The following is an 18,540-nucleotide window of genomic DNA, read 5'->3' on the forward strand; positions in this document are numbered from 1 at the left end:
CCCGGCAAGTACAAAAGCCTGTGTTTTTTCAATGCCGAGCATTAACGATATCAAAAAACCTATTGCTGCCGATATTGACGTTTTTGAGGAACGCTTTAAAAACTCTATGCGCAGTTCGGTTCCGCTGCTTGATCGTATCACCCATTATATTGTAAAACGCAAGGGCAAACAAATACGACCCATGTTTGTGTTTTTTTCGGCGAGTATTTGCGGGGGTATCAATGAATCAACCCATCGTGGAGCAGCTTTGGTTGAATTGCTGCATACCGCCACCCTGGTGCATGATGATGTGGTAGACAACTCGTACCAGCGCCGTGGCTTTTTCTCGATAAATGCTTTATGGAAAAATAAAATAGCTGTTTTGGTGGGCGATTACCTGCTATCAAAAGGATTGCTACTATCCATCGACAATGGCGATTTTAAGCTGTTAAAGATCGTGTCAGATGCTGTAAAACAAATGAGCGAGGGCGAGCTGCTACAAATGGAAAAAGCCCGCCGTATGGACATTAGCGAGGCTATTTATTACGATGTTATCCGCCAGAAAACCGCATCGCTTATAGCATCATGCTGTGCTTGCGGGGCCGCGTCGGCAGGGGCTGATGATGACACCGTTGAAAAAATGCGCTTGTTTGGCGAAAAGATCGGCATCGCTTTCCAGATCAAAGATGATATGTTTGATTTTGGCACAGATGATGTTGGCAAACCCCTGGGAATTGACATTAAGGAAAAAAAGGTTACCCTGCCGCTTATTTACGCGTTGAACAACTGTAGCCCCGATGATAAGAAGCGGATTATAAACCTGGTTAAAAACCATAATGACGATGCCGAAAAAATAGGCCGCATTATTGCCTTTGTTAATCAAAGTGGTGGCCTTAAATATGCCGAAGAGCAAATGAAACAATACCAGGACGAGGCCTTTACTATTTTAAATACCTTCCCCGCAGGGGATGCCCGGACCGGCCTGGAACAATTAGTTAGGTTTACTACAGAAAGAAATAAATAATGTCGCACGAATTACTATTTATCGCTGGTTTCCTGGTCTTCGTTTTTTTAATGATGGCTATTGACCTTGGTTTGTTTGGCAAAGCCGATAAACCAGTTAGCCTTAAACAAGCCGGCATTATGAGTGCCGTTTGGGTGGCCTTTGCGATGGTGTTTTATGCACTTATTTTACGCTACGGGCACCTGCTACACTCGGTTGATAGCATGGCCCGCCTACAGCAAATTAATGCCGACCACCTGCATAATTTAAAATTAAACACCAGTAACCTGGCGGAAAGCCTGCAGCTATACCGAAAAAACCTGGGCCTTGAGTTTTTAACCGGCTACGTGGTTGAGTATGCACTATCGGTTGATAATATTTTTGTGATGGTGTTGATATTTTCGGCTTTCTCGGTAGAGAAACGATATTACCATAAAGTATTGCTTTGGGGGATTATCGGCGCGGTTATCATGCGCTTCCTGTTTATATTCCTGGGCTCGGCTTTGATCAACCAGTTTCATTGGATACTTTATATCTTCGGTGCCTTCCTGATCTATACGGGTATCACCATGTTCATCAACCGCAACCAGGAAGAAAAGATCGACCCGGAGCATCACCCCGTGGTGAAGTTCGCCTCGCGCTTTTTTGCCGTGCATCCGCATTTTGTGGGCAATAAGTTTTTTATAAAAGTTGACGGCAAAAAACTCATCACGCCGCTGTTCCTTGTGCTGCTGATTATCGAAGCTACCGACCTGGTATTCGCGGTAGATTCTATCCCGGCTATATTCTCCATTACCAAAGATCCTTATATCGTCTTCTTCTCCAACATATTTGCCATATTGGGGCTGCGCTCCATGTTCTTTTTACTGGTGAATATTATTGATAAATTTCATTACCTTAAAGTGGGTTTGGCAGCGCTGTTGGTATTCATCGGTATAAAAATGTTGGCATCGCATTATGCTGAAGTGATCGGCTTAACCACAGGAAGGTCGTTACTGATCATATTAGCTATACTGATTATCAGTGTGGTGGCATCACTTATATTCCCCAAAAAGAAACACGCGTAATTTTTCTTTTTCCCTGCCGGTGATAAAATGACCGGCAGATAAAATGACACGAGGTAAACCTTTGCCCCTTGGCAGAAAATGTTAACTTCGTAGCATGCATTTGTTTGATTACACCTTTAAGCCATCCTACATAGATGTATTGGATGTAATAGTGGTGGCCTTTATTTTGTACCAGATTTATAGCCTGATACGCGGCACGATAGCCGCAAACGTATTGATAGGTATCATCATCTTATATGCACTCAACTTCGTGGTAAACCAACTGCACATGAAGTTGCTTTCGGCAATACTGGGCACCTTTACCAAGGTGGGTATCATATTGGTCATCGTTATTTTTCAGCAGGAGATAAGGCGTTTTTTATTGTTGGTTGGTAAAAATGCATCGCTGCAACGTAATAAAGCCTGGTGGCAATATTTTTTCGGCAAAGCCAAAGCCGAAAAAAACAACTATGCCCGTATCAAACCTATCATTGATGCCTGCAAAAGCCTGAAGCAAACCCGCACTGGCGCGCTTATCGTATTCGCTAAATATTACGATGAGCAGTTTTACCAGAACAGCTGCGAAATTGTAGAGGCCAAAATATCCAAACGTTTGCTGGAAAGCATCTTTCAAAAAACAAGTCCGCTGCATGACGGGGCGGTTGTTATAGCCGAGAATAAGATAAAATCTGCCAGTTGTATTTTACCGTTAACGGATAAGCTGGATTTGCCCGCGCAATTTGGTTTACGCCATAGGGCCGGCATTGGCGTTACCGAGGCCAACGAAGCCACTGCCATCATCATATCCGAAGAAACGGGCGAAATATCGTATGCCAGGCAAGGCCGCGTAAAAATGAATATCAGCTTCGCCGAGTTGGAAAAACTATTAAATAAAGATTTTCTGTAATAGTTATACCTATTTAACGTTTATACTTTATTATATTTACGTATAGTTAAACTATTGAGCGCATGAAGAATTTAAATCCCCTGTTTATTATTGGCAGTGTGGGCATGGTGGTAACCGCCATATTACACATGCTGTTAGCTTTTGCCGTAGCAAATTCATCAGTACATAAATCGTTTTTTATTATATACCCGGTATTTGCCGCCTTTTTAACCGTAGGCATTATACAGATCATCCTGGAGCATCGGGCCATTAAATTAAAAGAACGTCGTAAATAGTAAAAAAGCCCGTTAGCAGTAACGGGCTTTTTTGTTATATGCAAATGCTATTTACTTTTTAGCAGGCGCGCTTACAGTCCACATTTTGGTTGCAGCGTCCTGGCGTACTTTTACGGTTGTACATTCGGCACACTCTTTACTCACAATATCGTAAAAGCGGGTGTTAGGCAATGATACCACAACCGATGGCTTATCCGGATCATTTTTCATACGCACGCTGTAGTAATTAGTATCCTTAGTGGCTGATAATGTTTTTACGAAAATAGTCAGATCGTTCCACGAAGCGTCAACCACATCCTCTTCAATCAAACGGCTTAAAAATGTCTCGGTCATTTGCTGGCCTAAGTGATAGCCTTGATCCTCACCTAGCTGATACAGCAACATATTGTTGATCAACGTTACCTTTTTTTCTTTCTTGCTGCAGGCAGTAAACATGGTCGCCAGCATTAATGTAATAATGGTCAGTTTTTTCATTGTTAGGTTATTGGTTTATAAATGTGAAAAGACAATGACTAAGGCTTAACTGCGGTGCTATCGGGTTTTAAATCCTGTACACCCCAGATATTCTCAGCGCCGTTATCGCGCTTCATATAATATACGCCCGATGCGTTCTTACCCACCACAGGCATGGTGTAACCGGTTTGGTCTGTTTGTACAACCGGCATTTTTGAGCGGCCTTGTAATCGGGCTATGGGCATAGTGTTTAAATTTTGCTGCGCCGGATTTTTCAAGAGCTCCATTACTTCGGGCACGGACATATTCCTGTTTAATCTCAACGGAGACGCTGAGTAAACAACCGAATCCGTTTTGAGTTGCAACCTTGCAGTTATACTATCAGGAAAGAGTTTGATTTTTTGTTGAGGTAAGTTTTTCTTTGGCAGGGGATTTTGTTGCGCTTTTAAGCTCAATGCCCCGGCTATCAGTAATAAGGTTAATGCCAGTTTTTTCATAAGGAGTTAATTGGTATACTAATATAAGTCATTAATTAACTATGCCCTAATAATTTAACAATTGTTACATATCCTTAAAACAAAACGAGGGCATCTGCCAAAGCAAATGCCCTCGTTTAAATGTATAATAGCTATTACTTAGCCGCAGCGTTAAGCTCGGCAATAGCCTTATCGGCAGCCGTGGCAGATGCCGTATCGTTTAACGCAACACGCTGTGCTTTAATTTGAGTTATAAAGTTGGTAACAGGCGCCACCAAGCCATATTGTTTGTATTTAATGGCGAAGTCTTTAATAGTTTTAATACCATCCTGCGCGTAGGCTGAATTATCAATTTTAGCAACAAAACCGGCAAACTCGCGCAGCATGTTAAACTTGGCCTGTAAGCCTGCCTCGTTAAACTGCTCCAATATAAACGGCCATTGTGCAGAGTTACCGCTTACCGCGTAAGCATGTACCACAGCAGGCGTTAAAGCACCTTTATTATCTTTCTCAAAGCCTTTAGCTAAGGTAAACGCCTCGTTAGCATCAAGCAAGCCTATGGCATTTAAAGCAGCAGCCTGTACAGCGTATGACTGGCTGTTTAATGACTGCTTAAACAAGTTCATGTTACCGCTGGCTTTTAACTTACCTAAAGCAGTAATGGCATCTGCTTTTGCTAAAGTGTTAGGGTCATTTAGCGCTATCTGGCCCAGGACAGGTTGTGCTGCTATACGCACGTCATCATTGGTCATGTTTAAAGCTTTGATGGCTTTTTGGCGCAAACCATAGTATTTATCCTTTAGTGCAGCTATCAATATATCACGACCAACTTTGCTGGTTTGATTTTTCGCGGCAGCATCAATAGCCTCAAAACGGTCAAGGTATAATGGCGCGTTAGCATATTGGTAAGCAAACTCCTCAATGGTTTTATTATCGGTTTTAGCGGCTAATAAAACTTTGTCGCCATCAACGTTAACCAGGTCAGGTTTTGCTGTTACAGCGAAGCTTAAAGTATCAGCTTTGCTGCGCATCCAAACGTTTTGACGTGTTTTTTTACCACCAACGTAAATATCAACAGCCATTGGCAAAGTAAAGGCATCGCCATCCTGGGTTTGCTGTAGATAAACGTATTGTTTTTTGGCAGCCTCATCATATTTATAGCTAACATTCAACACCGGGTGACCGCTATTGAAATACCATTGGTTGAAGAACCAGCTCAGATCACGACCACTGGCCTCTTCTAAAGCCAAACGCAATTGATGTGCTTCGCCGCTTTTAAAGGCGTTGGTTTTTAGGTAGATGTTCAGGCCTTTGTAGAAAGCTTCTTTACCTAAATAGTTACGCAACATATAAAGTATACGACCACCTTTTTGATAAGATACCACGTCGAACATATCTTCCTTATCGTCATAGTAAAAACGTACCAGGTCTTTCTCCTTAGCATCCGGCGAACGCAGGTAGCTCATCAGGTCAGAGTGAATGTGCGCGCCGCCTTCATCGACACCGTATTTATACTCGGCCCACATGGTTTCGCTAAAATCGGCGAATGATTCGTTAACGGTTAGGTTGCTCCAGCTTTCGGCAGTAACATAATCACCAAACCATTGGTGGAAAAGTTCGTGCGCAATAGTGCTCGGGCCTTGTCCGTAATAAGTATCGATTAACTCGCGCGGGGTAGCTTGTACGTAAGCGCCATGCAGCGTAGCTGAAGTGTTTTCCATCGCGCCGCTCACATAATCGCGAACCACGATCTGCGAATATTTGGCCCATGGATAATCAACACCTAAAGTTTTTGAATAAAACTCGATCTGTTCGGGTGTTTGTCCGAATATTTGTTTGGCATAAGGCGCGTAAGCAGGCTCCAGGTAGTAGCTAACTTCTTTACCTTTCCAGGTGTCTTTGTAAATTTTAAAATCACCTACAGCCATCATAAACAGGTATGGCGAGTGCGGCAGATCCATTTTCCAGGTATCAGTACGGGTACCGTCGCCGTTTACTTTTTGCGAAACCAGTTTGCCGTTTGACAGGGTAACGTATTTAGCCGGCACGGTCATTACTATTTCGTCGGTAGTTTTTTGGGCACCGCTTTCAATAGTAGGGAACCAGGCCGATGAACTTTCGGTTTCGCCTTGTGTCCAGATCTGGGTTGGTTTGTTTTTCTCGGTACCGTCGGGGTTTATAAAGTATAAACCTTTGGCATCGTTAATAGCCGCGCTGCCTTTAACTTTCAGCTCGTCGGGCTTGGCGGTGTAATCAATGTATACCGTATATTTTTCTGCATTGGTATAAACCTTATCCAGGCGGATAAATAATTGCAGATCATCATAAGTGTACTTTAACGGCACGTTTTTACCGTTTTTAACGATGGATACATTTTTAATATCCATGCCTTTAGCATCAAGCCTCAACGTATCTGTAGCATAAAAGTGCGGCTTTAAAGTAACCCACTCCTTGCCATACATATAGCGTTTTTTGTAATCGAAACGCACATCAAGCTTGGTGTGCACTAAATCGTTAATACGTGGAAGGGAAGCGCGATATACTTTTGAGGCGGGTGATTCGGCTTGTTGTTGTGCCGATGCGGGTGCGCAAATACCGCCGATAAGCAACATACCGGTTAACAAACCGGGAATGATGGTTTTTTTCATGTAGTAATTATTAGTAATAGATCAGTTAAAGTACAACGAAATTATGATTTTTCATTCAATAAAGTATAAGACAGCGTTTGAGCTAAAATGTTACACTTTTAATAAAAGATTAGTTATTGAAGATTAAAGATTAGTTGATTGGCAGATACAAAAAAAGCGATGAGGATTTCCTCATCGCTTTCCTATTTCTATAAGAGAAAAGACCTAATCTTTAATCTTCAATAGCTAATCTTTAACAACTAACCTAGCAATACTGCTCAAATGCACCGATCAAATTATCAGCTATCATTTGTGCCGGGCGGCCTTCAATCTGGTGGCGCTCTATAATGTGTACCAGTTTGCCGTCTTTAAACAGCGCCATTGATGGTGACGATGGTGGGTAAGGCAACATATAGTTACGCGCTTTATCAACCGCGTCTTTTTCCATACCGGCAAAAACGGTTACCAGTTTATCGGGGTGTTTACCATTTTGCGAAGCTAATTTAGCGGCCGGGCGCGCGTTAGCAGCAGCACAACCACAAACCGAGTTAACCATTACAAACACGGTGCCTTCGCTCTCAATAGCCTCAGTTACCGCGGCGGCGTCTTTTAGTTCAACAAAGCCCACTTTGGTTAAGTCTTCCCGCATTGGGGTAACTAAATATTCAGGGTACATCATATGCTTAGTGTATAAATTTATTTTGATACAAAAGTAACAAACAGATCAATGCTTTCGTTTAAAATTCTCAATAATAACACCTTGCTGACAAAGCCCCTATACAAGGAAGGTGTCTTTTTGTTTTAAAAATATTAGGATTTTGCACAGGCTATTTCTACCTTGCAAACCCCTAATCATAATTTAAGCTAATGAAGTTAAACGCTAAAGACGTTAGTACCATAGTTATTTTAAATAAAAGTAAACAGGGTACTAAAACATTACAGGTTAAAACCAAACACCTAAACCGTGTTCCACATTACATAATTGGCATATCAGCAATGGTAGCCTGCTTAATATGCACTATAGTTTTTCTTAACTATCGCAACAGCCAGCACGAAACCGAAAAAGCGCAGTTAATGGCGCAAATTGTAAAGTTAAAAGGTTCCATACCGGTAACTATGCAAAAGGTTGATGACGAAAAGGAGGCCCAAACCTATATACAATCCATAGAAGGTAAGCTCAAAAAAATAAACGATTATTTGAAAAAACGCGGGCTTAAAGGTTTCTCAACCAAAGCCGTTGGCGGCGATGCTAATGCTTCTGAAAGTAAACTTACCAGTAAAGAAATTTATATGGCTTATAATGATTACCTCACCAACGTGGTAAACAGTGTAGGCTTTACGCCAATGGGTTACCCACGCATAAGCTCATTTACCTCACGTTTTGGCTATCGTAATGATCCGTTTAATTCGGCCAGCGCCGAGTATCATCCGGGTATAGATTTTAAAGGCAATCGTGGCGATGTGGTAAAAAGCACAGCCAACGGCAGGGTAGTTTTTGCAGGATGGTATGGCGGTTACGGCAATTGCGTGCGTGTGCAGCATACCAATGGGTATGAAACTTTATATGGCCACCTTTCGCGCATTACGGTTAAAGACGGACAAAAGATAAGCGTTGGCGATAAAGTGGGCCTGGTAGGCTCAACCGGTCACTCAACCGGGGCACATTTGCATTACGAAGTACGCAAAAACGGTAAGCCTGTAAACCCGGTTAAGTTTTTAACCCTGAATAACTAAGCATGAGCGTTTTTAAAAAAGGTAAAGACAGTATCGCCCACCAGGCTATATCAACTTTAGTGGCCGAGGGTAGTGTTATAGAAGGCTCGTTAAAAGCTCCGGCTTACGCGCGTATTGATGGCCGTGTAACCAGTTTTGTTACCGTTGATGAAGGACTTATTTTAGGCGAAAAGGGTTTAATTGAAGGCGATGTTACCACTAAAGAAATGGTTGTTTACGGCACCGTTAAAGGCAATATCACCGTACAAAGCATCGAGATCAAAGCTACCGGCAAAGTAACCGGCGATATACGTACAGGCGCCCTGGCTATTGATGCAGGCGGCGTTTACAACGGCAGCATTATCATGACCGGCATGGCTGATAAGCAGTAGTTTATCGCCTGCAGTTGTTTCTCATCTTAAAATCACTAAAACTCCCATAATTTCATATTGATAAAGGAATAGCGTAAATTTGCAGCTCAAAAAAAAATTACGCTATGTCATCAGTAGAGACCGCTTACACCAAGTACAAAGTGAAAGATTTTTCGTTGGCCGAATGGGGACGAAAAGAAATTGAATTAGCCGAGGCCGAAATGCCGGGCTTAATGTCGCTCCGTAAAGAATTCGGTGCGTCAAAACCATTAGCAGGTGCCCGCATTGCAGGTTGCTTGCACATGACCATCCAAACCGCTGTTTTAATTGAAACATTGGTTGAACTGGGTGCCGAAGTTACCTGGTCATCATGTAACATTTTCTCAACCCAGGATCATGCCGCTGCCGCTATTGCTGCTGCAGGTATTTCTGTTTACGCCTGGAAAGGTTTGAACGAGCAGGAATTTGACTGGTGCATTGAACAAACACTATTCTTTGGCGAAGACCGCAAGCCACTGAATATGATATTAGATGACGGTGGCGATTTAACCAACATGGTGTTGGATCGTTATCCTGAGCTAGTTGCGGGTATTAAAGGTATATCTGAAGAAACTACCACCGGCGTGCATCGTTTGTACGAGCGCGTTAAAGCCGGTACTTTACCAATGCCAGCTATCAACATTAACGACTCGGTTACCAAATCAAAATTTGATAACAAATATGGCTGCCGCGAATCATTGGTTGATGCCATCCGCCGCGCTACCGACGTAATGATGGCCGGTAAAGTTGGTGTTGTTTGTGGTTATGGCGACGTAGGTAAAGGTTCTGCCGATTCATTACGCAACGCTGGTGTACGTGTTATAGTTACCGAAATTGACCCTATCTGCGCTTTACAAGCTGCAATGGAAGGTTACGAAGTGAAAAAACTAAGCACCGCTATTACCGAGGCTGACATTGTTGTTACCGCTACAGGTAACAAAAACATTGTGCGCGAAGAGCATTTCCGTGGCTTGAAAGATAAAGCTATCGTTTGTAACATCGGCCACTTTGATAACGAGATTGATATGGCCTGGTTAAACAAAGCTTATGGCGATACTAAAGTTGAAATTAAACCACAGGTTGATAAATACACCATTAACGGTAAAGACGTTATTGTTTTGGCCGAAGGCCGTTTAGTTAACTTAGGTTGCGCTACCGGTCACCCTAGTTTTGTAATGAGCAACTCATTCACCAACCAAACTTTAGCGCAATTAGAGCTTTGGACAAATACCGACCAGTACGAAAACCAGGTTTACGTATTACCTAAACACCTTGACGAAAAAGTAGCCCGTTTACACTTAGCCAAAATTGGCGTTGAGCTGGAAGTACTTGACCAGGATCAGGCTGATTACATTGGCGTACCGGTTGACGGTCCGTTTAAGGCTGACTACTACCGTTACTAAGCTAAAAGCCGAAAGGTTAAAGTATAAAGCAAAAGGGCTTGGTCGGAAGATCAGCCCTTTTTTTGTTTTGCAAGTGAGATGGCTAAAAATTTCAAATAACGAACTTACCGAATTGCTTTTTTAAATCTTTTTCAAACTTGGCCAGATCAAAATCAGGGAAGTTATATTTCGCAATAATAGGCGGCAACTCCAAAAATAATCTTTGTACGATAATGCTTTCCCGCTCTTGCGGACTCAATCTTACAAATTGATTTAAATCAAGCATAATGTCCATGTACAAAGCTTTCTCTTTTTTAAGAAATCTTTTTCGTTGTTTGAAATTGTATTCAGGATTTCTGCACATGAGTACAATTGCAATGCTATCAACTGAAGTTCCGTAGTATGTTTTCTCTTCAAAAAAACGTCTGAATTTTGTATCAGAAATATTGCTTAGAGCTTTACTGACTCCAGACTCCCAATTTGTATCACTCAATATGTTAAACCTCATTTTGCTCAATCATTATTTCAGGGAAGTAAATTTACCATACAAAATAAATTAAAAAAATTCCGCTGCCAATTCAAGTGCCCACGCTTGAATAGCCATTTGATCTGGCACCCGCCAATTCAAGCGTTTAAGCGCAGACGCTCAAACGGGCGAGGTATCAAAAAATTCCTTATCTTTCAAAAACCAAACCTAACGGCTAATCATGAAAACCAAAACCCTTTTTACCATCGGCATTAAAATTACAGGCATTATTGCGCTGTGGAAGTTTTTACTTTCGTTTAGCGGCCTTGTATCCGGTTTAGGTATAATTACCATGATGCGCCAGGGTAACCTAGGCAATTCGTTTATGATTTTTATAGGTTTGAGCCTTGTTTTAAACGCGGTTGTTATGGCGGTTTGCGCGTATTACTGCCTGCTAAAAACCAACCGGGTGGTAGCGTTTTTAAATATCGGCGACGAGGCCGGCAACTTAAATGCCGATAAAAAAACAACCTACCATATAGCCGTATTATTTTTAGGCGTACTGATAGCTATAAACGGTGCCACCTCATGCTTAAGCTTCGACTATAAAACAGATACCAAAACAGAGAATAACTTTGTAAACAACGTGCCATCCACCACTACATCGTCAACAAATAGTGAGACAAAAAATGTAAACTACTTCGCGTTTATAGAGCTTTTAGCCGGCTTGGCCATATTGATAAAATCTGCCGAGGTTTCCAGGTGGCTGATCAATAAATACGATGAAACAGAAGTGAACGCTCCTGCTAATTTAGAAACCCAGGCCTAAAAAAGGGTGCGCCACTTTTTAAAAACTCCAAATATCGATTTATATAACCAATTGAATATCAAATAATTAATATTTTTAAAGGGTGCGCCGCATTGCGCCGCTTTTTTGGATAATTTATTGATATAAAGCATTTTATAAAAAACAGGTGCGCCAAATGCGCCACTTTAAAAGTGGCGCACCCCTATATCAAAACCAGCCAGTTTACTGATCTCAGCATACACCTCTTCCCGTGTTTTACCCTGCTCTCGCAGATACTTAATAGAGGTTGATCCGGCCGACTTAGACAACTTCTTATCCTCACTTTCCATTATCAGCGGATGATGATAGAAGATGGTGTTTTGAAAGCTCGCCTGGCCCAAAACATCCGCCAGGTAAAGCTGCGCCAGTGTTGACGAATACAGATCCGCCCCGCGTACTATCATATCAACCCCAAAGTGCACATCATCTATAAGTGAGCTTAATTGATAAGCGGGGTAACCGTCCTTCTTGCGAACCACAAAATCACGCATCTCAACAGGTAGGCTGGCGCGACTGGCACCTTCCGTTAAAGTGTTTAGCGTTAGCGCCCGTTCATCCGTATATAAGCGCCAGGCCGTATCAGGTGTATCCAGCGGCAGCGAACGGTTGCGGCAGGTGCCCGGGTAGCTGGCCTGCCCTTGTAGTTGAGATCGGGACCATCGGCAGGCAAACACTTCGCGCTCATCTTCCAGTTGCTGTAGCGCCTCGTTATACAGATCCATCCGCTGCAACTGCGACCAGTTCTGCTGGTAGTCGGCTATATCTTGAGGGCCTTCATCCCACTCTATTCCTAAAAAGTTAAGGGTATCAAATATATCCTGCACGTAGTCCACATTAACCCGCTGCTGATCCATATCATCAATACGTAACAATATCTTAGCGCCTGCCTTTTGCGCTAGGGTTGCTGTTAATATAAATGACATAGCGTTTCCCAAATGCAGGTAGCCGCTGGGTGTTGGCGCGATGCGTGTTTTGGTGAACGATGGCAGGTTGCTGAGCATAGCTGCCAAAGTAGTTAAATGGCCCGTGTATAGCAAACAAAAAAGGCACAACCCCTAACAGGTTATGCCTTCATAATGATATCGTTTGAGGTGATATTGCTTAGTTAACGTTTGAGCCTATTGCTGCCATTACCTGGTTATAGTTGTTCAGGTTAAGGCCCGGGTGACGAGCCATCATCGTGGTTATAGATGTACCCGGCATGATCACTACCCTAAAATCAAGTCCCGATGCTGCAAAGTTAGCCTTCAAATCAAAGTAACCAACACCATATGCCGCCAGGTTTAAAGTGTTACCCGCCTCAGCATACGGCAAAGCACTCCATGAAGTGGTGGTACCTGTGTTTCTGAAATAAACCAGTACAATGCCTTGGTTTACTATATCCTGCGTGATAGCCGGTAGCAGGAAACGAGTGTTACCTACCAATACCACGCTGCGGTTAGTATACAAAAAGTTTAATACCGCGCCACCGTCAGCACCGTCTTTACCGTCCGCTCCGTCCTTGCCATCGGCGCCATTAGCACCTGTAGCACCTGTTGCTCCCGTAGCACCAGTATCGCCTTTAGGGCCTTGCGCGCCGGTAGCACCCGTTGCGCCGGTAGCACCTGTTGCGCCGGTTGGGCCTTGTGCGCCTGCTGCGCCTGTTGGGCCCGTGGCTCCTGTTGCACCTTGCGGACCGGTTGCCCCTGTAGCGCCTGTTGCGCCGGTGTCACCTTTAGGACCTGGCGTTTTGCTGCAGGCAGTTATCAATATTGCGATAAGTAAGGTGGCTGATAGTAAAGATCTTAGTTTCATGCGATGATATTAAGTGTGTGACTACTTGTGTGAGCTTTTACGTTAAAATTGTAGCAGGGTTACAATTTTTTTGTTGATGGATAAAAAATTGCTTTAAATTATATTAAGTTAACAACCTCTGGTTTTAGTAATAGTTAACAACTGTTTGCAAATGAGGGGTAATAGACTGAAACATATCCGGAAAACTTTCGTTTAAATAATAAAACATTAACCTATGAACAACATGCGCAACCTGCACTCGAAAGTGCATAAATGGATCGACTCTATTGGTTTCCGGCTTAACAACTCGCAAACGAATAAACGGAGCCAGGTTACTACCAATCATTATTTTTTCGAAACCTTTAACTTTATCGAGAAAAACAAGGAAGGTGATACAAAAAACGCAAAATTTTTATGTTTTGATATGTATGGCGAAAAAATCAATGTGCGCTCATTGTTAGATCTGCAAACTGCATTTTTCGAAAACATAAGTCAGCTTAAATAAGTAAACCTGCCGGGATATTAAATTCTGCGCTTTAAAGTAAGCACCACTTTGTAGAGTTTTTTATCACGAAAAATGTCAACAATAAAGCTACGTCCGTTTTCTGATTTAAACAGGTCGTCAATTTGCTCTAATGTCATTTTTTTTACCGGTTTAAAGTTGATAGCCATTATTTCGTCTTCCTTTTGTAAACCCGCGTCATCCCCTGCCGAACCGGGAACAACATCATCTATAATTACCCTGTCAAGTTCTTTGCCTGTGGCATAATAGCTCAGGCCGCTCATATCGTGCTCAAAAGGGGATTTGAAAAAGTACCCTTGCTTTAAATAGATAGCATGGTTAGGATAGTCAAATATAATGTTGAATTTCTTTAACACACCAACACCCAGGTTACCGTCACGCGGCACTACAGGTGCTTTGCCGTAATCATTCGGGAACGAGGTGATGACATTTTTCACTTCATAGCTACCAAGTGTAAGAGCCTTAATGCGGCTTATGTAACCACTAATTACGCCAGTTAAACCCATCCCCAGGTTTGAACTGATAAAATTGGTTTGCAGTCCATTTCTGTCGGCAACCCTCTCCATAGACAGCGGATGCCCTGCTCCAAGGTCTATAACCAGTTTACTATCACGTGCTGTGCCATTGGCATAAGTTACCTTAGTTGTTATATAGGGCTTATTGTCTTCTATACTTAACGGAAGCTTGATGGCTTTTCTCAGCATTTTTATGTTCTTTGGTTCGGCAACGGTAACCGTGCTGTCAGAGAAACTTACTTTAACTGCCAGCTTACTAAAAAACTCATAGCCCAACAGGCCATGTATGGGCATGCCGGCATAGTTAGAAAGGCCAAAGGGGTCTTTTTTTAACATGGCGCAGCTCACTCCGTGGCTTATCAATCCTTTTATATCAACATTAAGGGGTGGTGTTATATAGGCTTCGTAGGCCTCGCCCTCTCCCAAACCTGCAATTTTAACTATCCTTTTATTTACGATATCTGCCGAGTCAACAATATTAGGGTCTGTGATCAGCATCATGCCTACTCCTGTATCTAAAATAAAGTTATAAGGGCCTTTCTCATTTACATTAAGTTGAATAACGAGCAGATTGCGTACAAACTGAAAGGGAAGTGTCACCCGTTTGCGCCCCTTCTCCAACTCAAAATATTGGGCATGAGCGCTCAAACAACAGCAAAGCAATAAGCCCGACAGCCAAATATTTTTGTAGTGTTTTATATTGAAAAACAGACGAAGCAAAACGGTATATATTGGATACTAAAATTACAATTATTGCGCATAATAACGAATAATTGCTGAATGTATCCTACCGTTAAGCTACTCCTTTTTCTTTTCGGGCATTTTAAGCTTGCCCTCCAGCTGCGGGTTTTGGGGCGGTAGCGTTTTAACCGCATGTTCAACTTCGGTTTGTTGTATATGTACCGCGTACTCAGCGGGCTCAATATGGCTGCCGATGGCTTCGGCGTATACCTGGGTAAACTCGGCACCAATGTATAATATGGCCGATGTATAATATATCCACACCAAAATCACGATGATAGAGCCAACAGCGCCGTATACCGAACCCGGGGCAGTATAAGTTATATATAAACTAATGAGGTATTGGCCAATCATAAACAGCACCGCTGTAAAGAAAGCGCCTATGCGCACGTCCTTCCAACGTATTTTAACATCGGGCAAAAATTTGAATATGATGGCAAACAGGGCCGATATAACTATAGCGGTAATGCCCAGGTTAATACCCTTAAGCAATAAGCCCGTAACCGCCGGTATAAAATGTGCAATGCGTTCGCTTATGGCACTCATCACTACGTTAATTAACAACGAAGCTAATAGCAAGAACCCCAAACTGATGATCAACGAAAACGACAGAAAACGGTTCTGCAGCATTTTTACCCAGCCGCGTTTAGGTTTGGCTTTAACACGCCAGATGATATTTAACGAATCCTGTATCTCGATAAAAATACTGCTGGCACCCAACATTAAACTCACTGCGCCTATAATAAAGCCGAACGTACTTTTGCCGCTTAGCTTTAAACCCACCACAGTTTGCTGTATAGTGGCGGCGGCATCTTTGCCCATGTAGGTGCCTATTTGCTGGTATAAGGTATCTGACTTTGCTAAAGGGAAGAGGCCCACAATGGCAATTAGCAAGAACAACAACGGAGCTATAGAGAATACCGTATAATAAGCTAAAGAAGCGCTCAGCTTTAAACCATTATCGTTTGAAAAACCACTAAATGTTGCAACTAAAACTTTCCAGAACCTTTTCATGTATACTTTATTAAAAATGAGCATAATCAAATATATTTGTATAAGTAGCTGATATTAAAACCCATCCATCCTATGAAAAAATCAATCCGCTTTACAGGCTTAACTAAATTACTACTATTTGGTTTGCTACTATGCAATTTTAATGCCTTAGCTCAAAAAACCAGGATCTGGATCGTAATTCCGGCCGAGCGGGGCGACTCAACATCAAACAACCGCGACCCGGGACTGATAAAAATTGGTGTAGACCGCGCCAACGAACTGGCCAAAACCCTAAAGCGTGAAAAGATTCAGCATATATATGTAGATAATCAAAAGGCTTCCATGTCTACCGTTAACCCACTGGCAGCCAAGGCCAAAATATTGCCACGCGTGTATACAGATACGATCAAAGGATTAGCCGCAAAGCTGAAGAAGAATTTTGAAGGCACTAATGTTTTGGTGGTAGCGAGGCCTGATAAAGTAATTCCGTTGATAATGGCTTTAGGTGTTGATGCGCCTTTTGAATATGTTAGTCGGGATGATCATGACCTGCTGTTCTCCATCACGCTGAATGCAAATTCGTACAAAAACGAACTGTACATTAGCCACTATGGCGCCACGCATCACAGTACGGAAGTACCACAGCAGTATTTAATGGATAGCACCTATCCACTTTATATCCCGCCGGTAAAAAACTTTTAGTGGTGCGATACGATTAGCAGGTCCAGATCCTTACATGTCATACCGAAACGATCGGCCACATGTTTGTTGGTCAACTGGCCCTGGTAAATGTAAACCGCTTCGCGTAAACCGGCTTTTTGCCATATCAGGTTTTTAATACCTCCGGCCTCGCCAATATCAATTAGTATAGGGGCGAAGATGTTTGTTAGCGCATAAGTTGCTGTTCGCGCTACTCGCGATGCGATGTTGGGTACGCAATAATGGATCACATCATATTTACGAAACACGGGGTGGGTATGGTTAGTGATCTCTGAAGTTTCAAAACATCCGCCCTGGTCAATACTCACATCAATAATCACCGAGTTAGGTTTCATACGGCTCACCGTTTCTTCTGTTACGATGCAGGGGCTGCGGCCATCTTCGGCGCGGATGGCACCTATGGCTACGTCGCAAGTAGTGATGGCTTTCTCTAAAACAATAGGCTGAACTACCGATGTAAATACCCGCGCGCCAATGTTATTTTGCAAGCGGCGTAATTTGTATATAGATGGATCGAAAACCTTTACTTCGGCGCCCAATGCTATGGCTGTGCGGGCGGCGTATTCGCCTACAGTGCCGGCACCTAGTATCACAATTTCTGTTGGTGGCACGCCGGTTATACCACCCAGCATCAAGCCTTTGCCGTCAAAAATATTGCTCAGGTATTCGGCAGCTATGAGTATGGATGTAGCGCCTACAATTTCGCTCATGGCCCGCACTACCGTTAAGGTATTACCCTCGTCGCGCAGGTTTTCAAAGCAAAGGGCGGTGATCTTCTTTTTCATCAGGGCCTGCAAACATTCGGCCTTAAAGGTTGAAACCTGTAGGGCCGATATCAGCAACTGCCCGGGCTTCATCAGTTCAATTTCTTGCAAAGTAGGTGGGGCTATTTTGATGATGATATCAGCCTCGTAAACCTTTTTGGTATCAAAAACTATCTGTGCACCTTGCTCGCTGTAATCTTTATCTAAAAACTTGGCGGCTTTACCGGCGTTGCTTTCCAGCATCACCTGGTGACCGTTATTTACCAACAAAGCTACCGAAAGCGGGGTAAGCGGTATCCTGTCTTCCTGGAACGATGTTTCTTTGGGGATACCGATAAAAAGCTGATCTTTTTTCTTTTTTACCTCAAGCATCGACTCCTGCGGCTGCATCATGGCTTGCTTGGCCACATCAGAAAACCCACTGTATTTCCCTGAACTCATATGTAGTTTTTATGGAAGATGAAGATAAAAAAAATACCTCAGATTTTTTTAACGGATATCTCACGGCTATTGTTGCCCAATACACTAATATTTACATGGATATAATGCAACGGCAACATGTCGGGTATGCGCTCGGGCCATTCTATCAAACAGTAGTTGCCCGAATAAAAATATTCCTCGGCACCCATATCCAGCGCCTCGGTTTGTGTTTTGAGGCGATAAAAATCAAAGTGGTAGATCTTAGCTTTCTTGCCCACATATTCGTTAACTATAGCGAATGTAGGGCTGGTTACGCCTTCGGCTACGCCTAAAACCTCGCAAAATGCTTTTATGAAAGTGGTTTTACCCGCGCCCATGTCGCCGGTAAAAACAAAAACCTTTTCGGGCCCGGCAAATGCTGCCAGTTGCCGGGCCGCGGCAGGAAGATCAGATATGATAGCTGCTGTCAATATCACGTTACAATTGTTATGTCTGCAAAAGTAATGC

General features: G+C 42.9%; 21 protein-coding genes. 10 read left to right on the top strand and 11 right to left on the bottom strand.

What is annotated here, in order from left to right; all coding sequences use genetic code 11:
* Window positions 1-31 precede the first annotated feature (31 nt).
* The 4 genes from AC59JT_RS17960 to AC59JT_RS17975 all read left to right on the top strand — a co-directional run bounded on the left by AC59JT_RS17960 (window position 32) and on the right by AC59JT_RS17975 (window position 3,210).
* Window positions 32-1,003, top strand: a complete 972-nt coding sequence (locus AC59JT_RS17960) for a polyprenyl synthetase family protein (RefSeq protein WP_497401581.1) — start codon at window positions 32-34, stop codon at window positions 1,001-1,003.
* Window positions 1,003-2,049 (top strand): TerC family protein, encoded by a 1,047-nt coding sequence (locus tag AC59JT_RS17965; RefSeq protein ID WP_497401585.1) that lies wholly within the window; start codon window positions 1,003-1,005, stop codon window positions 2,047-2,049. Before AC59JT_RS17960 ends, AC59JT_RS17965 begins: the two co-directional genes overlap by 1 nt.
* Window positions 2,050-2,143: 94 nt before the next feature.
* Window positions 2,144-2,935: a diadenylate cyclase CdaA gene (gene cdaA / locus AC59JT_RS17970; RefSeq protein WP_497401589.1), complete on the top strand. Its 792-nt coding sequence runs from the start codon at window positions 2,144-2,146 to the stop codon at window positions 2,933-2,935.
* A gap of 62 nt (window positions 2,936-2,997) precedes the next feature.
* Window positions 2,998-3,210, top strand: a complete 213-nt coding sequence (locus AC59JT_RS17975) for a hypothetical protein (protein WP_497401591.1) — start codon at window positions 2,998-3,000, stop codon at window positions 3,208-3,210.
* 51 nt (window positions 3,211-3,261) lie between these two features.
* Here the strand turns inward: AC59JT_RS17975 and AC59JT_RS17980 are convergent, their stop codons facing one another.
* From AC59JT_RS17980 to AC59JT_RS17995, 4 genes are all read right to left on the bottom strand, one after another.
* The gene (locus AC59JT_RS17980; RefSeq protein WP_497401593.1) at window positions 3,262-3,684 is read right to left on the bottom strand and encodes a hypothetical protein; all 423 of its coding nucleotides are present in this window, start codon (window positions 3,682-3,684) and stop codon (window positions 3,262-3,264) included.
* 38 nt (window positions 3,685-3,722) lie between these two features.
* A complete protein-coding gene (locus tag AC59JT_RS17985) occupies window positions 3,723-4,160 on the bottom strand; it encodes a hypothetical protein (protein ID WP_497401595.1) in 438 nt (145 codons plus the stop codon).
* 134 nt (window positions 4,161-4,294) lie between these two features.
* Entirely contained in the window at window positions 4,295-6,787 is a 2,493-nt protein-coding gene (locus tag AC59JT_RS17990) for a M1 family aminopeptidase (RefSeq protein WP_497401597.1), read from the bottom strand.
* A 244-nt stretch (window positions 6,788-7,031) separates the two neighbouring features.
* Window positions 7,032-7,442 (bottom strand): BrxA/BrxB family bacilliredoxin, encoded by a 411-nt coding sequence (locus tag AC59JT_RS17995; protein ID WP_497401680.1) that lies wholly within the window; start codon window positions 7,440-7,442, stop codon window positions 7,032-7,034.
* A gap of 191 nt (window positions 7,443-7,633) precedes the next feature.
* On the opposite strand from AC59JT_RS17995, the gene AC59JT_RS18000 reads away from it, so the two are divergent.
* From AC59JT_RS18000 to ahcY, 3 genes are all read left to right on the top strand, one after another.
* Complete coding sequence (locus tag AC59JT_RS18000; protein WP_497401599.1) at window positions 7,634-8,500, top strand: M23 family metallopeptidase; 867 nt, start codon at window positions 7,634-7,636, stop codon at window positions 8,498-8,500.
* Between the two features lie 2 nt (window positions 8,501-8,502).
* Window positions 8,503-8,871, top strand: coding sequence for a bactofilin family protein (locus tag AC59JT_RS18005; RefSeq protein WP_497401601.1), 369 nt, complete (start codon window positions 8,503-8,505; stop codon window positions 8,869-8,871).
* Window positions 8,872-8,975: 104 nt separating this feature from the next.
* Window positions 8,976-10,292, top strand: a complete 1,317-nt coding sequence (gene ahcY / locus AC59JT_RS18010; RefSeq protein WP_497401603.1) for an adenosylhomocysteinase — start codon at window positions 8,976-8,978, stop codon at window positions 10,290-10,292.
* 91 nt (window positions 10,293-10,383) lie between these two features.
* Here ahcY and AC59JT_RS18015 read toward each other — a convergent pair whose 3' ends face one another.
* Window positions 10,384-10,779, bottom strand: coding sequence for an Imm44 family immunity protein (locus tag AC59JT_RS18015; RefSeq protein WP_497401605.1), 396 nt, complete (start codon window positions 10,777-10,779; stop codon window positions 10,384-10,386).
* 199 nt (window positions 10,780-10,978) lie between these two features.
* Between AC59JT_RS18015 and AC59JT_RS18020 the strand changes: the two genes are divergently transcribed.
* Entirely contained in the window at window positions 10,979-11,566 is a 588-nt protein-coding gene (locus AC59JT_RS18020) for a hypothetical protein (protein WP_497401607.1), read from the top strand.
* Window positions 11,567-11,730: 164 nt separating this feature from the next.
* Here AC59JT_RS18020 and AC59JT_RS18025 read toward each other — a convergent pair whose 3' ends face one another.
* Window positions 11,731-12,585: a glutamate--tRNA ligase family protein gene (locus AC59JT_RS18025; protein WP_497401609.1), complete on the bottom strand. Its 855-nt coding sequence runs from the start codon at window positions 12,583-12,585 to the stop codon at window positions 11,731-11,733.
* A 100-nt stretch (window positions 12,586-12,685) separates the two neighbouring features.
* On the bottom strand, window positions 12,686-13,378 hold the full coding sequence (locus tag AC59JT_RS18030) for a hypothetical protein (protein ID WP_497401612.1): 693 nt from the start codon (window positions 13,376-13,378) through the stop codon (window positions 12,686-12,688).
* 214 nt (window positions 13,379-13,592) lie between these two features.
* On the opposite strand from AC59JT_RS18030, the gene AC59JT_RS18035 reads away from it, so the two are divergent.
* A complete protein-coding gene (locus tag AC59JT_RS18035; protein ID WP_497401614.1) occupies window positions 13,593-13,862 on the top strand; it encodes a hypothetical protein in 270 nt (89 codons plus the stop codon).
* Window positions 13,863-13,879: 17 nt separating this feature from the next.
* Here AC59JT_RS18035 and AC59JT_RS18040 read toward each other — a convergent pair whose 3' ends face one another.
* Both AC59JT_RS18040 and AC59JT_RS18045 read right to left on the bottom strand, forming a co-directional pair.
* Window positions 13,880-15,043, bottom strand: a complete 1,164-nt coding sequence (locus AC59JT_RS18040; RefSeq protein ID WP_497401616.1) for a PDZ domain-containing protein — start codon at window positions 15,041-15,043, stop codon at window positions 13,880-13,882.
* A gap of 150 nt (window positions 15,044-15,193) precedes the next feature.
* Window positions 15,194-16,150, bottom strand: coding sequence for a YihY/virulence factor BrkB family protein (locus tag AC59JT_RS18045; protein WP_497401618.1), 957 nt, complete (start codon window positions 16,148-16,150; stop codon window positions 15,194-15,196).
* Window positions 16,151-16,222: 72 nt separating this feature from the next.
* Here AC59JT_RS18045 and AC59JT_RS18050 point away from each other — a divergent pair, with 72 nt between their 5' ends.
* Window positions 16,223-16,831 (top strand): hypothetical protein, encoded by a 609-nt coding sequence (locus tag AC59JT_RS18050; RefSeq protein ID WP_497401620.1) that lies wholly within the window; start codon window positions 16,223-16,225, stop codon window positions 16,829-16,831.
* Here the strand turns inward: AC59JT_RS18050 and AC59JT_RS18055 are convergent.
* Together AC59JT_RS18055 and tsaE are read right to left on the bottom strand one after the other, a co-directional pair.
* Window positions 16,828-18,054: an alanine dehydrogenase gene (locus AC59JT_RS18055; protein WP_497401622.1), complete on the bottom strand. Its 1,227-nt coding sequence runs from the start codon at window positions 18,052-18,054 to the stop codon at window positions 16,828-16,830. The two genes, AC59JT_RS18050 and AC59JT_RS18055, sit on opposite strands and share 4 nt — an antisense overlap.
* Before the next feature lie 38 nt (window positions 18,055-18,092).
* Window positions 18,093-18,509 (bottom strand): tRNA (adenosine(37)-N6)-threonylcarbamoyltransferase complex ATPase subunit type 1 TsaE, encoded by a 417-nt coding sequence (gene tsaE, locus AC59JT_RS18060; protein WP_497401624.1) that lies wholly within the window; start codon window positions 18,507-18,509, stop codon window positions 18,093-18,095.
* Between the last annotated feature and the right edge of the window lie 31 nt (window positions 18,510-18,540).

It is taken from the genome of Mucilaginibacter sp. A3364, assembly GCF_059690715.1.

Excerpts from the sequence above, each read along its gene's own strand:
- AC59JT_RS17960 (WP_497401581.1), top strand. The coding sequence starts at position 32 with ATGCCGAGCATTAACGATATCAAAAAACCTATTGCTGCCGATATTGAC.
- AC59JT_RS17965 (WP_497401585.1), top strand. The coding sequence starts at position 1,003 with ATGTCGCACGAATTACTATTTATCGCTGGTTTCCTGGTCTTCGTTTTT.
- cdaA (WP_497401589.1), top strand. The coding sequence starts at position 2,144 with ATGCATTTGTTTGATTACACCTTTAAGCCATCCTACATAGATGTATTG.
- AC59JT_RS17975 (WP_497401591.1), top strand. The coding sequence starts at position 2,998 with ATGAAGAATTTAAATCCCCTGTTTATTATTGGCAGTGTGGGCATGGTG.
- AC59JT_RS17980 (WP_497401593.1), bottom strand. The coding sequence starts at position 3,684 with ATGAAAAAACTGACCATTATTACATTAATGCTGGCGACCATGTTTACT.
- AC59JT_RS17985 (WP_497401595.1), bottom strand. The coding sequence starts at position 4,160 with ATGAAAAAACTGGCATTAACCTTATTACTGATAGCCGGGGCATTGAGC.
- AC59JT_RS17990 (WP_497401597.1), bottom strand. The coding sequence starts at position 6,787 with ATGAAAAAAACCATCATTCCCGGTTTGTTAACCGGTATGTTGCTTATC.
- AC59JT_RS17995 (WP_497401680.1), bottom strand. The coding sequence starts at position 7,442 with ATGTACCCTGAATATTTAGTTACCCCAATGCGGGAAGACTTAACCAAA.
- AC59JT_RS18000 (WP_497401599.1), top strand. The coding sequence starts at position 7,634 with ATGAAGTTAAACGCTAAAGACGTTAGTACCATAGTTATTTTAAATAAA.
- AC59JT_RS18005 (WP_497401601.1), top strand. The coding sequence starts at position 8,503 with ATGAGCGTTTTTAAAAAAGGTAAAGACAGTATCGCCCACCAGGCTATA.
- ahcY (WP_497401603.1), top strand. The coding sequence starts at position 8,976 with ATGTCATCAGTAGAGACCGCTTACACCAAGTACAAAGTGAAAGATTTT.
- AC59JT_RS18015 (WP_497401605.1), bottom strand. The coding sequence starts at position 10,779 with ATGAGGTTTAACATATTGAGTGATACAAATTGGGAGTCTGGAGTCAGT.
- AC59JT_RS18020 (WP_497401607.1), top strand. The coding sequence starts at position 10,979 with ATGAAAACCAAAACCCTTTTTACCATCGGCATTAAAATTACAGGCATT.
- AC59JT_RS18025 (WP_497401609.1), bottom strand. The coding sequence starts at position 12,585 with ATGCTCAGCAACCTGCCATCGTTCACCAAAACACGCATCGCGCCAACA.
- AC59JT_RS18030 (WP_497401612.1), bottom strand. The coding sequence starts at position 13,378 with ATGAAACTAAGATCTTTACTATCAGCCACCTTACTTATCGCAATATTG.
- AC59JT_RS18035 (WP_497401614.1), top strand. The coding sequence starts at position 13,593 with ATGAACAACATGCGCAACCTGCACTCGAAAGTGCATAAATGGATCGAC.
- AC59JT_RS18045 (WP_497401618.1), bottom strand. The coding sequence starts at position 16,150 with ATGAAAAGGTTCTGGAAAGTTTTAGTTGCAACATTTAGTGGTTTTTCA.
- AC59JT_RS18050 (WP_497401620.1), top strand. The coding sequence starts at position 16,223 with ATGAAAAAATCAATCCGCTTTACAGGCTTAACTAAATTACTACTATTT.
- AC59JT_RS18055 (WP_497401622.1), bottom strand. The coding sequence starts at position 18,054 with ATGAGTTCAGGGAAATACAGTGGGTTTTCTGATGTGGCCAAGCAAGCC.